The organism is Streptomyces sp. AMJ-169, from assembly GCF_055597585.1.
In genome coordinates this window covers 64,308-79,157 of sequence record NZ_JBVLTJ010000004.1, presented here as the reverse complement: position 1 = coordinate 79,157, position 14,850 = coordinate 64,308, and the positions used below count along the sequence as shown (strand labels likewise).

11 protein-coding genes are annotated in these 14,850 nt (G+C 72.7%); 4 read left to right on the top strand and 7 right to left on the bottom strand.

All coding sequences use genetic code 11. The annotated features are described in order from the left end of the window. Positions 1–34: 34 nt before the first annotated feature. From tgmB to ACYUD3_RS11365, 3 genes are all read right to left on the bottom strand, one after another. Positions 35–973, bottom strand: coding sequence for an ATP-grasp ribosomal peptide maturase (gene tgmB / locus ACYUD3_RS11375; protein ID WP_470967566.1), 939 nt, complete (start codon positions 971–973; stop codon positions 35–37). A 1-nt stretch (position 974) separates the two neighbouring features. Further along, positions 975–1,166 carry a putative ATP-grasp-modified RiPP gene (gene tgmA / locus ACYUD3_RS11370; protein WP_470967563.1) on the bottom strand — a complete coding sequence of 64 codons (192 nt, stop codon included), beginning with the start codon at positions 1,164–1,166 and terminating at the stop codon, positions 975–977. Between the two features lie 194 nt (positions 1,167–1,360). After that, positions 1,361–1,651, bottom strand: a complete 291-nt coding sequence (locus tag ACYUD3_RS11365) for a DUF1232 domain-containing protein (protein WP_470967561.1) — start codon at positions 1,649–1,651, stop codon at positions 1,361–1,363. Between the two features lie 238 nt (positions 1,652–1,889). On the opposite strand from ACYUD3_RS11365, the gene ACYUD3_RS11360 reads away from it, so the two are divergent. Further along, entirely contained in the window at positions 1,890–3,230 is a 1,341-nt protein-coding gene (locus tag ACYUD3_RS11360; RefSeq protein WP_470967558.1) for a hypothetical protein, read from the top strand. Positions 3,231–3,284: 54 nt separating this feature from the next. On the opposite strand, the gene ACYUD3_RS11355 is transcribed toward ACYUD3_RS11360, so the two are convergent. The 4 genes from ACYUD3_RS11355 to ACYUD3_RS11340 form a co-directional block, all read right to left on the bottom strand. Beyond that, a complete protein-coding gene (locus ACYUD3_RS11355) occupies positions 3,285–4,454 on the bottom strand; it encodes a hypothetical protein (RefSeq protein WP_470967556.1) in 1,170 nt (389 codons plus the stop codon). 427 nt (positions 4,455–4,881) lie between these two features. Continuing rightward, on the bottom strand, positions 4,882–5,403 hold the full coding sequence (locus tag ACYUD3_RS11350; protein WP_470967553.1) for a hypothetical protein: 522 nt from the start codon (positions 5,401–5,403) through the stop codon (positions 4,882–4,884). A gap of 327 nt (positions 5,404–5,730) precedes the next feature. After that, complete coding sequence (locus tag ACYUD3_RS11345) at positions 5,731–7,095, bottom strand: FAD-dependent oxidoreductase (RefSeq protein WP_470967550.1); 1,365 nt, start codon at positions 7,093–7,095, stop codon at positions 5,731–5,733. 157 nt (positions 7,096–7,252) lie between these two features. Then, positions 7,253–9,946, bottom strand: coding sequence for a SpoIIE family protein phosphatase (locus tag ACYUD3_RS11340; RefSeq protein ID WP_470967548.1), 2,694 nt, complete (start codon positions 9,944–9,946; stop codon positions 7,253–7,255). Between the two features lie 297 nt (positions 9,947–10,243). Between ACYUD3_RS11340 and ACYUD3_RS11335 the strand changes: the two genes are divergently transcribed. From ACYUD3_RS11335 to ACYUD3_RS11325, 3 genes are all read left to right on the top strand, one after another. Continuing rightward, entirely contained in the window at positions 10,244–11,671 is a 1,428-nt protein-coding gene (locus ACYUD3_RS11335; protein ID WP_470967545.1) for an alkaline phosphatase family protein, read from the top strand. A gap of 421 nt (positions 11,672–12,092) precedes the next feature. Continuing rightward, complete coding sequence (locus tag ACYUD3_RS11330; protein WP_470968482.1) at positions 12,093–12,956, top strand: hypothetical protein; 864 nt, start codon at positions 12,093–12,095, stop codon at positions 12,954–12,956. A gap of 106 nt (positions 12,957–13,062) precedes the next feature. Then, positions 13,063–14,730 carry a hypothetical protein gene (locus ACYUD3_RS11325; RefSeq protein ID WP_470967543.1) on the top strand — a complete coding sequence of 556 codons (1,668 nt, stop codon included), beginning with the start codon at positions 13,063–13,065 and terminating at the stop codon, positions 14,728–14,730. Positions 14,731–14,850: the final 120 nt, after the last annotated feature.

Sequence of the window (14,850 nt, the reverse complement as noted above, 5' to 3'; positions counted from 1 at the left end):
GGTACCGGCCCGCCGCGCAAGCCCTTTCACCGGGTCAGGAGGGATCCGGGCCGGCCAGCCACTGCGCGATCGTCCGCGCGATCGGCTGGCCCGTCTCGACCTCGACGAAGCCGAACTGACCCGACTGATTGCACTCCAGGAACCACCACATCCCGTCCGCGTCCTCCGCGAAGTCGAAGGCGCCGTAGGCGAGTTCGGCCTCACGCAGATAGACGTGGACACCCTGGACGATGCTCGGGGGGATCTCCGCCGGGGTCCAGGGGGCGGACGTGGACGAGAAGCGGACGTCGACCTCGTCGGCGTCGGGCGCCGACTCCTTGCGGGCGGCGAGGAGTTGGCGTCCGACGGCCGTGAGGCGGATGTCGGCGCGCTTGGGCACCCGGCGCTGGAGCAGGGTCGGCCCGTAGGCGACCGCCGAGAAGTCGGCGTCCGGCGCGACCCTGCTGGTCGGGACCGCGCGCGCCGGCTCCTGGGGGTGGGTGCCGGAGACCGGTTTGACCACGAGATCCGGGTAGCGCCCGGCGAACTCCCGCGCGGCCTGCGGGAACGTGGTGACCAGCGTGGCCGGCACGGGCAGCCCGGCCAGCTGGGCGATCCGCAGCTGCCAGGGCTTGTGCCGGGCGCGGCGCGCGGCGTCCGGATGGTTCATCCAGCGCACCCCGGCGCCGCGCAGCATGCCGTAGAACGCCTGCTCCGACTCCTGCGACAGCCAGTCGGACGGCTGCGCCGCGCGGGCCGCCGGCACCCCCGGCCGGCGCACCCACACCGACCGCAGCCCGTCCAGGCCCACCAGCCGCCCGGCCGCCCACAGATGGCCGCGGAACGCGCCGTGCGCCCACTCGCCGGACAGCGCGACCCCGCCGGTCAGATCGGCGGGGTCGAGCCGGACCACCGGAACCCCGGACGCGTTCAGATGCACCACGACCATGTCGGCCGTCACATCCTCTTCGCAGGTCAGGACGAGAACGGTCATTTCAGTCGTCGAAGTGGGTCTTCGAGCCGGCCGTCGACGTGGTGGTGCCCAGCTCCCTCAGCAGGGCGAGGTCAGAGGCGGCGATCCGCCCGTCCGACAGGACGTTCAACTGCATTCCGGGGTCGTAGACGTACGGAGTGGTGGACTCCAACTCCGCCGCCGGGCGGGCGTAGTTGAGCGCGAACGGTTGCATCGTCTCTCCTCTTCGGGCTGTCGCCGACCAAGCCGTCGTCTGCCGCGTCGCCGTCTCGCCCGGTCTTCCCTTGGGCTTCCATTGACTTATACGAATCGAACGGGTGAATGGTTTCCTCACGCTGCGTGACGGCAGCGCGTTCCGGTGCCCGGCACCGGAGACGAAGAAGCGGGGCGGAAAGGTTGATCCCGAGGTCAGGCCAGGTCACCCGGCCGGTCGGCGGCCGGGGTGCGCAGGGAGCGCAGTGCGAGAAGCAGCACCCCGATGTCGTCCAGATAGACCGGGTCGGGCAGCAGATCGGTCGGCAGCACGAGGTAGAGGACCGCGCCCCAGAAGATCCAGCGGGGACCGGTCGGCAGGCCGGCCCGCCGCAGCCGCCGCCGCGTGCGCACCAGCCGGACGGCCAGCACCACGGCGACGGCGAGCAGGGCGACCGCGAGGAGCGCGGCGCAGGCGATCACGATGGCGGTCGTGGTCGTGTCCACGTCTCCTCCCGGAGGGTCCGGGGGCCGCGCGGGTCACGCGGCCCTGTCTTCCGAAGTACCCGCACGGGCCCGGCATAGCCCCGGGTACGCCGGTGAAAGCCAGGTTCGGTCAGGCTTGGCTCACTCCACCGGCTCACCCGAGTGGTGCGGAGCCGTACGGGTGTCCCTAATGAGCAGGGTAGCCGCGCGCCGGATCTCGGGGGCGCAGCATCGGCCGCACCCCTCTCATGGAGCAAGCATGAGCACGCGCTCACCGTCCGTCCGACCGAACCCACCCGCCATATCCCCGAGCGAGGCGCCAGCAGCCTCCTCCGCACCGCCCCCCGTCCCCGCCGAACCCCCGCGCGGCGCCGCCGCGTACGGTCTGGTCCGCGCCGCCGTCGCCGACCGGCCCCTGGAGGAGCTGGCCGAGCTCATCACCCTCCTGGAGCAGTCCCCCGCCTGCGCCGAGGCGGCCGTCGACGCCCTGCGCGCCGCCGGCACCGACCGCTCCGTCGAGGACGTGACCCGCCTGGTGACTCTTCTCACCCGGCCGCCGCGCGCCGCCGAGGGCGCCGACGAGATCATCCGGGCCGCCGCCGAACGCCGCCCGGTCGAGGACGTCAGCCACCTGATGTCGCTGCTCCACCGCACCCCCCTCGAACCCCACTGCGAACAGGAGGCCCTGCGCACCGCCGCCACCCGCCGCTCTATCGACGAACTCGCCCAGCTCATCGGCCACTTGAGCGAGGAGGAACAGACGACGAGAGCGGCGGCGCAGGACCGCCTGTCCCGAGGCGAGACGGTCCGGCCGGGCCGCGGCTGCATCGACCCGGGCGACCCGACCCACCTAGCGCCGTTCGCGTACGACGCCCCCGGTTCCGCAGACGCGCCGGACGGGCCCACCACGCGGGGCCGGGGGTTCCTGCGCTCGGGCCGGACGGAGGCACCGGAGCGCGAAAGGAGCGCGCGCCGGGGGCGTACGGCTCCTGAGGAAGCCGAGGCGCCGGCGGCGCGGGAAGAGGGCGCGCGTCGAGGGCGTGCGCCTGCCGACGGGCGGTACTCCGGCGAGGACCCCGGGTACGGGCGGGCCGGCGAGGGCCGTCCCGGTGCCGGGTACGACGGGAACTCCGGGTTCGCTCCCGGTGCGGGACGTCAGGGGCGGGTCGCGGTCGCCGGCCGGGCCGACTCCGTCGTCGTACCCCGCGCCCGCCGCAGTCTCGACCGCACCACCCGTGGGGTGGCCCGGTTCTCGGCGCTGCTGCTGATCGGGACCGGGGCCGTCTGTGCGCCGCCGCACCGGCAGGACGTCTCCATGACCGCCTACGGGCTGGTCCTCGGCGCGGCAGCGGCCTGTGTGCTGCTGGGGCTGCTGCTCGCCGTCCGGCCCGGTGTGCTGCTCCTGCTGCCGGCGGTCGTCCTCCCGGCGGGGCTGGCCGCAGTTCGGCTCCTGGAAGGGCGGTTCGGGTCGGCGCAGTTGTCCCGGGCGCTGGATCTCACGGCGGTGCCGCCTTGGCTGGCCGGAGCCGTCGCGGCGTGCGCGGGGCTGTCCGCGCTGGCGGCGCTGCTGCTGACGGTGCAGCCGACTCCGGGGCGGTGAGCGGGAGTTGAGGACAGGGTGGGCCCGTGCCGGTCAGGCGCGGGCCCACCCGCCTTATTGCTCGGAGGACTTGGGGGGCTCGGAGGACTCGGGGGACTCGGGTGGCTTCGGTTTCGCACCTTTCGCCCCCTTCATCCCTTTCCCTTTGAATCGCTCGAAGGTCCGCGTCAGCCCCTGGAGCCCCTGGAACGGGGCCGGGCGTGGCGGGGACGGCTCGGACGTGGTGTCGACGGAGGCCGCCTGCTCGCGGTAGACCTCCAGCGCCTCGTGGGCGCGGTCGGCGGCCTCGCGGTAGAGGTCGCGGGACTTGGTCATGGCGTCGAGGGCGTCGGCGTACATGGCGACCAGCTGCCGTTCGCGGACCAACTCCTCCTCCAGGGTGAGGAGATGCCAGTCGTCGCGGAGCCGGGCGAGGAAGTCGGCGGCGCCCTCGGGGAGTTGCTTCGGCTCGGCCGCGAACTCGATGACCATGTCGATGAGTTCGGTCGGCTCGGTGCCGTCGAGGAAGACGGTGCGGACGGAGTGGCCGTCGGGGTCGCCGCCGGCGGCGGGCAGCATGACCGCGCCGCCACGCGGGAGTTCGGCCCCCGAGTCCTTCAACGCCCAGTTCACCGCGCGCAGTTGATGCGGAGCCGCGCGGTGCTCCACGACCCGGTCGCGCAAGGACGGCGGCAGGAAGCGGGCCAGCGGACGGCGGCCCTGCGCGTCGGGGGTCATCGCCTCGTGCACGACGAGATGGACCGCCCAGTCCTCCCGCAGAGCCGCGCGCAGCACCCGCCGCAGCTCCTTGTCGTCCGAGGGGAGCGTGTTGACCTCGCGGAAGCGCAGGCCCGGTATCCGCGTGTGGTCCCACTGGCCGTCGATGTCCCAGGGGTCCTCCGGCCAGAACCGGGTCGCGGGCGAGGGCCAGCGCCGGTTCCAGAACGCCTCCGCCTCCGCGACCAGCGTCCACTCCCGCGTCTGCTCCCGGTCCGCCTCCTCGGCGAGTTCGAGCCGGGCCCTTACGGTCACCTCGTCCGGCACCAGCCAGCGGGCCTCGAAGACCTGCCGGCCCTCGGGGCGCTCGTCCTCGGCCAGCTCCCGGAAGTCGTACACACCGCCGTCCTCCTTGAGCCGCTGGAGATGGCCGCGCAGGACCTCGCCCGGAGCGGTGCCGGTGTGGCGGCCCCGGGTCAGCCACACGGTGGGCGGGGTCGGGGAACGGTCGGAGGCTGAGGTCGGCATGGGTCCATCTGGGGAGAGGTGACGAGAACGGTTCCCCCAGTATCGTCGCTCGGCCCCCCTGACGATCAAGTGGGGGTCCGGCCTCATTTTCGGCTGCCGGCACGCACGGCCGCCGACGCGGGAGGCGCATCGAAGCACTTCACCGGCGCGCACACCCCGTTCGCGCCGGGCACGCGGGGCGCATCCGGCGCACCTGTACCAGTGCCGCACACCCGTGTCCGGGCCGCCTCGTCGCCGGTGACAATCGACAGGGCGGACAGGGCCCGCCCGTTCATCCGCGTCGGGGCGGGCCCTGTCCGCACGGGGCAGCTCAAAGGGGCCCTCTTCAGAGAAGGCCCCCATCGGTACCGCCACTCTGCCGTGGCCCCCCGTTGCACACGACCACCCCCGTTGTCGTACGGCATGCCCCCGTTGTCCCGGTCGTCTTTCAGGGGCGGCCTCCGCTTCCCGGGCGGCCCCGGCCCTGGCGGCGGCGGGGGACCGTGTCGCGCAGGGCCGCGGGGTCGGGGGCCGGGGCGCTGAAGCCGCCGGGGACCGCGCGGGACTCCGCCGGGGCGGCGGGCGCCTGGCGGTCCGGCTGCGCGGGCGGTGGCGCGTCACCGCCCTGCCGGGCGCGGGGTGCCGCCCGGGCGACGACCCGCGCGTGGGACATCAGCGGGGCGCAGGCCGAGCAGACCTCGCTGAGGGTCCACACCTGGCCGACCGCGGGGTCGTGCCGCAGCACGAGGACCACCGCCCCGGCACAGCTGACCCGGGTGCCTTCGTGCGCCGCGCACTTGTGCTGGCGGCAGCCGCAGGCGGCGTCGGGGCGGACGGTGGCCGCGCGCGCGTGGGCGGCGGCGTGTGCTTCGGCGAAGCGGCGCAGGGCCGCCACGTCCCGGGAGCGGCCCGGCATGGGGCAGCCCGATGAGCAGGTGACGGAGGCGGTGCGGTCGCGGTGCCCCGTCACCCGGATCGTCCACGACCGTCCCGGGCGTCGAGTTGATGGTGCGTCAGGGTACGCGAGAGCCAAGGCCATGTGTCCTTTTGTCGTCGAGAGTGCTGCGCTTAGGTGCGCTCAGGGAGACCTACCCGGCTCCGAGCCGGTTCACAGCATGCCGAAGGGTTCTCCTTCCGGCCGGATGCGTGGCCCCGAGGCGCGAACATTCACTCCCATGGGAGCGAAAGTCCATGACACCTGCGGCGTTCCGCGACGCTGATCAGCCCTGGCGCGCGCCGGCCCCGACGACGAAAAGGGCCCGGCGGCGCGCAGCCCCGGGCCCTCTCCTCACGCGTTTCAGGCGCCGCTCTCCCGCAGCATGTCCTCGCGCTCCACGAGCTTCACGCGCTCACGGCCCTGGGGCTCGCCGAGCGCCTTCTCGGCGGCGTCGAGCTTGTACCAGCCCTCCCAGGTGGTGAAACGGACGCCGCGCTCGGCCAGGAACGCGTCGACCGACTCGGGGGCCGGGGCGGACGGCTCGTGCAGACGGCCCCCCGCGTGGTCGGCCAGGAGGTTGGCGACCGTCTCGTTGGCGTCGCCCTTGGTGTGGCCGATGAGGCCGACCGGGCCGCGCCGGATCCAGCCGGTGACGTAGACGGACTGGAGGTGGCTGCCGCTCTCCTCGATGACCCGGCCGCCCTCGTCGGGGACGGTGCCGGAGTCGAGGTCCCAGGGGAGCTTGGGCAGCTTCTCCGAGAGGTAGCCGACCGCGCGGTAGACGGCGCCCAGGTCCCAGTCGGTGAACTTGCCGGTGCCCTTGACGTTGCCGGTGCCGTCCAGCTCGGTGCGCTCGGTCCGCAGGCCGACGACCTTGCCGTCCGCGCCGAGGATCTCGGTGGGCGACTCGAAGAAGTGCAGGAACAGCTTGTGCGGGCGGCTCCCGACGTCGCGGATCGCCCAGTTCTCCAGCGTCTTGGCGACCATGTCGGCCTGCTTGTTGCCGCGCCGGGTCGCGATCGAGCCCTCGTCGTAGTCGATGTCCTCGGGGTCGACGATGACCTCGATGTTCGGGGAGTGGTCCAGCTCCCGCAGCTCCATCGGGGAGAACTTCGCCTGCGCCGGGCCGCGGCGGCCGAAGACGTGGACCTCCAGCGCCTTGTTGGCCTTGAGGCCGTCGTAGACGTTGGCCGGGATCTCCGTCGGCAGCAGCTCGTCGGCGGTCTTCGCGAGGATGCGGGCGACGTCCAGGGCGACGTTGCCGACGCCGAGGACCGCGACCTTCTCGGCCTCGAGCGGCCAGGTGCGCGGGACGTCCGGGTGGCCGTCGTACCAGGAGACGAAGTCGGCCGCGCCGTAGGAGCCGTCCAGCTCGATGCCCGGGACCGACATCTCGCGGTCGGCCATGGCGCCGGTCGAGAAGATCACCGCGTCGTAGAAGCTGCGCAGGTCGTCGAGGCTGAGGTCCGACGGGTAGTCGACGTTGCCGAAGAGCCTGACCTGCGGTTTGTCCAGCACCTGGTGCAGGGCCGTGATGATGCCCTTGATGCGGGGGTGGTCGGGCGCCACGCCGTAGCGGATCAGTCCGAACGGGGCCGGCATCCGCTCGAAGAGGTCGACGGAGACACCGGGGTCGGCGGCCGCATCGGACTTGAGCAGCGCGTCGGCGGCGTAGATCCCGGCGGGGCCGGCTCCGACGATGGCTACCCGCAGGGGGCGGGGCATGATTCAGATTCCCTTCGAGCGGCGGATGATCGACTCGACGGGAAGCCTAAACTAAGGCAAGCCTAACCCGGTACGGGGGTCCGGTCTATGAGCCCATAAACGGGTTTTATGGGTCGGGCGCCTGTTCGGTCGGTGTCCATATGAGCCGACCAGCAGTTTATCCGGCCCCCTCCGGCGCCCCTGACGCCTCCCCCGGCAGCGGCTGCTCCGCCCAGATCACCTTCCCGGTCTTCGAGTACCGCGTCCCCCACCGCTCGGCGATCTGCGCCACCAGGAACAGCCCCCGCCCGCCCTCGTCGGTCATCGCCGCGTACCGCAGATGCGGTGACGTGCTGCTCGCGTCGGAGACCTCGCAGATCAGCGTCCGGTCCCGCAGCAGCCGCACCCGCACCGGGGCGGCGCCGTAGCGGATCGCGTTGGTGACCAGCTCGCTCAGGATCAGCTCCGTGGTGAACGACAGCTCCTCCAGATCCCAGTCCATGAGGCGCCGCGCCACCGCCGCGCGGACCCGGCCCACCTCCGCCGGGTCCATCGGCACCTCCCACTCCGCGACCCGGTCCGGGCCCAGCGCGCGCGTACGGGCGACGATCAGCGCGATGTCGTCGTTCTGCCGCACCGGCAGCAGCGCGTCCAGGACCGTACGGCAGGTCGACTCCGGGTCCGCCGCCGACCGCTCCAGCGCCCCGGCCAGCAGATCCAGGCCGCTGTCGATGTCCCGCTCCCGCGACTCCACCAGACCGTCCGTGTACAGCACGAGCCGGCTGCCCTCCGCCAGCTCCACCTCCGCCGTCTCGAACGGCAGCCCGCCCAGGCCCAGCGGCAGCCCGGCCGGCACCTCCGCGAAGTCGGCCCGCCCGTCGGGGTGCACGACGGCCGGCGGCGGATGCCCGGCCCGCGCCATCGTGCACCGCCGCGACACCGGGTCGTAGATCGCGTACAGACAGGTCGCCCCGGTCACCGGACCGGCTGCGTCGCCCTCCTGGTCGATCCGGTTCACCAGCTCGTCCAGCAGCCCCAGCAGTTCGTCCGGCGCCAGGTCCAGCGCCGAGAAGTTGTGCACGGCCGTCCGCAGCCGGCCCATCGTCGCCGCCGCCAGCAGCCCGTGCCCGACCACGTCCCCCACCACCAGCGCCACCCGCGAACCCGACAGCGGCAGCACGTCGAACCAGTCGCCGCCCACCCCGGCCTGCGCCGGCAGATAGCGGTAGGCGATGTCCAGGGCGTTCTGCGCGGGCAGCGTCCGCGGCAGCAGACTGCGCTGAAGCGTTTCCGCCAGGCTGTGCTCCCGGGTGTAGCGGCGCGCGTTGTCGATCGTCACCGCCGCCCGCGCCACCAGCTCCTCCGCCAGCGCCACCTCCTCGGAGTCGAACGGACCCGGCCGCTCCGAACGCCAGAAACTCACCACCCCCAGCACCAGCGCGCCCGCCCGCACCGGCACCGTGATCAGCGAATGGATACCGAACTCCACGACCTGCTCGGTCCGTTCGAGATCCTGCGCCCGCCACCCCGGCGACTGCCCGAGCCGCGCCTCCAGCACCGCCCGCCCCTCGGCGAGACTGCGCGCCTGCGGCGCCGACTCCACGAACTTCAGCGGCTCACCCACCCCGTACAGCGGCGCCCCCTTGCGCACCCCGGTCGACGCGGTCCGGCGCAGCGCCGCACCCGGCTCCGGCTCCTCGCCGCTCAGCACGGAGTCGTACAGATCGACGGTCGCGAAGTCCGCGAACCGGGGCACGGCCAGCTCCGCCAGCTCCTCCGCCGTGCGCGTCACGTCCAGGCTGGTGCCGATGCCGACCCCGGCCGCGTACAGCATGTCCAGCCGCTCCCGTGCCTGCTGCGCGCGGCCCGACAGCGCCCGCAGCTCGGTGGAGTCGCGCAGCGTCGCCACGCTCCCCGCCGGGCCGCCGGCCAGCTGCGTGGGCCGCTGGCTGATCGCCAGCAGCCGGTCCCCGACCAGGCGCACCTCGTCCGTCACCGCCCGCCCCGACACCAGCAGCTCCGCCATCGCCGAGTCCAGCCCCAGGCCCGCCACGGCCCGCCCCTCGGCGCGCGCGGGCAGCTCCAGCAGGCGCTCCGCCTCGTCGTTGGCGAGCAGCAGCCGGCCGCCCCCGTCGACGATCAGGACCCCCTCGCGCACCGCGTGCAGCACCGCGTCGTGATGCTCGTACATCCGCGTCATCTCGCGCGGCCCGAGCCCGTGCGTCTGCCGCAGCAGCCGCCTGCTGACCAGCGCCGTGCCCCCGGTCGCCAGCAGCAGCGCCGCCCCGGTGGTGAACAGCACCAGCGGCAGCTGCCGGTCCACGGTCCCGCCCACACTCTCCGTGGTGATCCCGGCCGAGACCAGCCCTACGACCTTCCCGGCGCCGTCCTCCACGGGGATGACGGCCTGCACGAGCGGTCCCAGCGTCCCGTCGACCTCCTCGACGACCGTGCCCCCGGCCTGCGCGGGCGCGATCGTCCCGACGAACCGTTTCCCTATCCGGTCCGCCTTGGGGTGCGTGTAACGGATGCCGTCGGGGTTCATCACGACGATGAAGTCCATGTCCGCCGCCTTGCGCGCCGCCTCCGCGCGCGGCTGGAGCACCGCCGACGGATCGGCCGACACCAGCGCCTGCGCGATCCCCGGGGAGTTGGCGAACGTCTCGGCCACCGCCAGGGAGCGGTTGCGGGCCTCCTGCGTACCGTCGTGCCGCACCTGGAGCACCAGCGCCACCACGGCCGCCACCACCAGCAGCAGCACGATCAGCACCTGGAGCAGGAACACCTGCGTGGCCAGACTCCGCCCGCCCAGCGCCCGGCGGGCGGGATCGGACGGACGCGGATCGCGCGGTCCAGGGGTACGACGGGCCATGCGCCATGTCTACACGGTCACGCCTCGTGAGGCGAGGGGCGTGACGGAGGGTGATGGTGTGGCCGCCGGGGGCGGGGGAGGAGCGGCGGAGAGTGATCACCGGGCCCGCGGTGGACGGCCGGGGTACGGCGCTTACGGCCGGACGACGGGCGGGCGTCCTCATGATGGCGTAGGCCAAGGCTTGGCCAACTCCTTGGGGCACGTTTGTCTCGATTTCACCCGAGGTACCTGATGCCACGTCAGGTGCGGGGGAAGAGTGGAGGCGGAGCGTCCGTCACTCACCAAGGGGAATGTTTCATGGCCGAGTTGACCCGTCGCAGACTTCTGGGATCCGCAGCCGGCACGCTGGGCGGCGCCGCGGCCCTCTCCCTCCTCCCGCCCAGCCTCCAGAAGGCGGTCGCCGCCGAGGCCCCCGCCCGCGGCTCCCTCCACGACATCGAGCACGTGGTCATGCTGATGCAGGAGAACCGCAGCTTCGACCACTACTTCGGCACCCTCAAAGGCGTCCGCGGCTTCGCCGACCCCCACGCGCAGAGACTCGGCACCGGCCGCTCGGTCTTCTACCAGCCCGACGCCGAGAACCCCAAGGGCTACCTGCTCCCCTTCCACCTCGACACCCACACCTCCAGCGCCCAGGCCATCCCGTCCACCAGCCACGCCTGGTCGGTCCAGCACGAGGCCTGGAACGGCGGCCGGATGGACCGCTGGCTGCCCGCGCACCGCAAGGCGGACGGCGTCAACGGCCCGTACGTCATGGGCTACTACACCCGCAAGGACATCCCGTTCCAGTTCGCGCTGGCCGAGACGTTCACCATCTGCGACCACTACCACTGCTCGGTGTTCGGCCCCACCTGGCCCAACCGCCTGATGTGGATGACCGGCACCATCGACCCCGAGGGCACCCGCGGCGGCCCGGTCATCAGCAACTCCGCGCCCACGCCGTACCGCTGGACGACGTACGCCGAGCGCCTCCAGGCCGCCGGGGTCAGCTGGAAGGTGTACCAGGAGGACGACAACTACGGCTGCAACATGCTGGAGCAGTTCGCGAACTTCAAGAACGCGGCGCCCGGCTCGGCCCTGTACGAGCGGGGCGTACGCCGCCGGCCCGCCGGGACGTTCGAGGACGACGCCCGGGCCGACCGGCTCCCGCAGGTCTCCTGGATCATGCCGACCAGCTACCAGTCGGAGCACCCGGACTACCTCCCGGCCGCCGGCGCCGACTTCGTCGCCTCCAAACTGGAGGCGATCGCGGCCAACCCCAAGGTGTGGCGCAAGACCGCCTTCATCCTCAACTACGACGAGAACGACGGCCTCTTCGACCACGTCGCCCCGCCGACCCCGCGCGCCGGCACCCCCGGCGAGTTCATCCAGGGCCTGCCGATCGGCGGCGGCTTCCGCGTCCCGGCGATCGTCATCTCGCCCTGGACCGTGGGCGGCTGGGTCGCCTCGGAACCCTTCGACCACACCTCGGCCCTCCAGTTCCTGGAGCGCTTCACGGGTGTGGAGGAGCCGAACGTGACGCCCTGGCGCCGGGAGACCTTCGGCGACCTCACCTCCGCCTTCCGCTTCCCGAGCGCCCGCCCCCGCCCGCCGCACCTCCCGGACGACACGGCCGAGCAGCTGGAGAAGGCCAAGGAGGAGGTGGCAACGTTGCCAAAGCCGACCCTGCCCGGGGCGAAGCAGACGTTCCCCCAGCAGGAGCGGGGGAGCAGGCCGCACGTCTGAGCCGGCCGCCCGACGGGAGGCGGGGCTTGTCCCTGTCGCCCTCATCATCTGCGCGTCACCCCCCTCGGGCGGTGACGCGCAGTGCGTACCGGGCCGGATACGTGTACGGGTCCATGAACGGACTGTAACCGGGGCCACTGACAGTGCGGTCAAACCGCTGATCGCGAGATGTGGTGATGGTCACTGTGAAAGGGGGACGCGTAAACCTCCATGCCCGTAGTTCCGTCGTTCTCTGTGTGTGGGCTGTCGTATCGGGTTATGGGCCGCTCGCGCGTCCGGTGCCGAAATCGGCCAGTATGTCGATTCCGGACCGGTTGAGGAGTTAGATTCGATCTTCCGAATGTGTGTGCGGTGACAGGTGGGGACGATCTTGGGCGAGACGGAGCGGCGGCGCGGGGACGCCGGCCGGGACGGGGCACGGCTGAGATCGCTGCCCGCCCGGGGCGTCAGATTCCTCGGGCGCACCCTGTGGGGCGAGATCAAGGGGATCGTCATCGACCCTCTGATCGAACTGCGCCGACGCGGACCGGCGGCCCTGTCGCTGGCCTTCGTCGCCTGCGGCGGCGTGATCTTCTTCCACGCGATCGCCCAGCACCCCAGAGGGGAGACGGTGGTCCGCGTCCTGGGCGGCGTCCACGGCGACCTGCCCCTGTGGCAGGCCCTCCTGCGCACCCCGGTCTCGCTCTACGTCCCCGCGCTCGACCTGCCCGTCTGGGCCGGCATCACCCAGCTGTTCCTCGCCTTCGCCCTCGCCGAAGTCGCCCTGGGCCGCGCCCGCACCCTCGTCATCGCCTACGCGGCCACCCTCTCCGGCACCCTCACCGTCCGGATCATGCTCGCCCTCGGCCCCGGCTGGGGCGGCCTCGGCCTGCCGCCCGAGATCGGCAAGGTCCTCGACACCGGCCCCTCCGCCGCGGTCGTCGGCCTCTTCACGTACATGTCCGTCATCCGCCGGGCCCCCATCGTCTTCACCCTCACCGGCGGCTCGATGGTCGTCGAGTCCATCGCCAAGCCCAACCTCGCCGGCCGCGAACACCTCATCGCCGTCGCCGCCGCCGTCGTCCTCGGCCTCCTCCATGGGCGCGGCGCACGCCTGCGCGCCCGGCTGCGGGCCGCGCTGCCGCAGTGGGTGCCGCTGCCCGCGCGGGCCACACCCCGGGCGGCCCTCGTCGGGCGGCAGCGGGGGTCCGCCGAGACAGCAGCGGGCGCGCGGGGCGACGTCAAGGAGAAGGAGGGGGCCGCCGCGCGGATGGGCAGAGAGACGGCTCCGCACTCACCGACGTGACGCCTTTCGGGTGCTCCCGCGCGGAGGCACCCGCGCGCGCGTGAGGCGGACGGTATATGTCGGCCCCAGAGCCGCCGCAGGGCGGAGCGCGAACAGGGGAGCGGCCATGGAGTACTACGACCTCGGGGACCACGGACGCCCGGTGACCACGGCGTCCGGCACGGCACAGACCTGGTTCGACCGCGGCCTGGTGTGGACGTACGCCTTCCACCACGAAGAGGCCGCCGCCTGCTTCCAGCGGGCCGCCGACGCCGACCCGGAGTGCGCGATGGCCTACTGGGGCCTCGCCTACGCGCTCGGCCCCCACTACAACAAACCCTGGGAGTTCTTCGACGACAAGGACCTCGCCGAGACCGTGGAACGCACCCACGCCGCCGTCGAACTGGCCCACGAGAAGGCCGAGAGCGCACCCCCCGTCGAACAGGCCCTGATCCGCGCCCTGCGCGCCCGCTACCCGCGCGCACAGCCGGCCGAGGACTGCGAGGTGTGGAACCACGCCTACGCCGCCGCCATGCGCGAGGTGTACGACCTGGCCCCCGCCGACCTCGACGTCGCCGCCCTGTACGCCGAGGCCCTGATGAACCTCACCCCATGGCAGCTCTGGGACACCGCCACGGGTGAACCGGCGGCCGACGCGCGCACTCCGGAGGCCAGGGACGTCCTGGAACGCGCCCTCGCACTCGACCCCCAGGGCCGCCACCCAGGGCTTGCGCACCTGTACATCCACCTCATGGAGATGTCCCCCACCCCGGAGGCCGCCCTCCAGGTCGCCGACCGGCTGCGCGGCCTCGTCCCCGACGCCGGGCACCTGCTGCACATGCCGTCGCACCTGGAGGTGCTCTGCGGCGACTACCGCAGGGTGATCGCCGACAACACCGCCGCGATCACCGCCGACGCGAAAGCGGCCACGCGCGCGGGCGCGATGAACTTCTACACCCTGTACCGCGCGCACAACCTGCACTTCAGGATCTACGGCGCGATGTTCCTGGGCGCCTCCGCGATCGCCCTGGAGACCGCCGACCTCCTGGAGGCCGCCGTCCCCGAGGAACTGCTGAGAGTGGAGAGCCCGCCCATGGCCGACTGGCTGGAGGGCTTCCTCGCCATGCGCGTCCATGTGCTGATCCGCTTCGGCCGCTGGGACGACATCCTGAGCCTGCCCCGGCCCACCGACCCCGACCTGTACTGCGCCACCACCGCGATGCACCACTACGCGCGCGGGGTCGCCCTCGCCGCCACCGGACGCGTCCCGGAGGCCGAGACCGAACGCACCCTGTTCCGCGCGGCCGCCGCACGCGTCCCCGAGTCGCGCACCTTGTTCAACAACACCTGCCAGGACGTCCTGGAGATCGCCGCCGCCATGCTCGACGGCGAACTCGACTACCGCAAAGGCCGCTACGACGAGGCCTTCGCCGCCCTGGAACGCTCGATCGCCCTCTCCGACGGCCTCACCTACGACGAACCCTGGGGATGGATGCAGCCCACCCGGCACGCCTATGGCGCGCTCCTGCTCGAACAGGGGCGCGTCGAGGAGGCGGAGGCGGTCTACCGCGCGGACCTCGGCCTGGACACGACCCTGCCGCGTCCCGTGCAGCACCCGAACAACGTCTGGGCGCTGCACGGGCTGCACGAGTGCCTCGTACGGCTCGGCAAGGACGGGGAAGCGGCGCTGGTGGCACGGCAGTTGACGCTCGCGCGGGCGCTGGCGGACGTGCCGGTGGAGTCGTCGTGCTTCTGCCGGAGACGGGCCTCAGGGTGCTGCGGCGGGGGTGAGTGAGGCCCCTGGTGGGGTGGGTGAAAAGCCAACTTCCCACTACCGGAAGTAACATGATCCACTCTGACTTTAAGTGGCGCTTACACACACCACGGTGTCCGGCCCACTCCCCCTGCCCCACCC